Origin of the sequence: Streptomyces achromogenes subsp. achromogenes, assembly GCF_000720835.1 — a bacterium.
Taxonomy (GTDB): Bacteria; Actinomycetota; Actinomycetes; order Streptomycetales; family Streptomycetaceae; genus Streptomyces; species Streptomyces achromogenes.
In genome coordinates this window covers 1-211 of sequence record NZ_JODT01000155.1, presented here as the reverse complement: position 1 = coordinate 211, position 211 = coordinate 1, and the positions used below count along the sequence as shown (strand labels likewise).

Genomic DNA, 211 nt, shown 5'->3' with positions numbered 1-211 from the left:
GGCGCGCTGGAGGGCTTCCTTGCGGGTGCGGCCGGTGACGATCAGCTTGGCGAGCAGGGAGTCCCAGGCCGGGCCGATGACACTGCCGGCCTCCACGCCGGCGTCCAGTCGCACGCCGGGGCCGGTGGGGGCGTCGAAGGCGGTGACGGTGCCGGGGGCGGGCAGGAAGTTGCGGCCCGGGTCCTCGCCGTTGATGCGGAACTCGAAGGAG

General features: G+C 74.4%; 1 pseudogene. It reads right to left on the bottom strand.

Annotated elements, in window-relative coordinates:
- Positions 1 to 211 (bottom strand): annotated as a pseudogene (locus IH25_RS38360) (acetyl-/propionyl-CoA carboxylase subunit alpha); the annotation flags it as partial.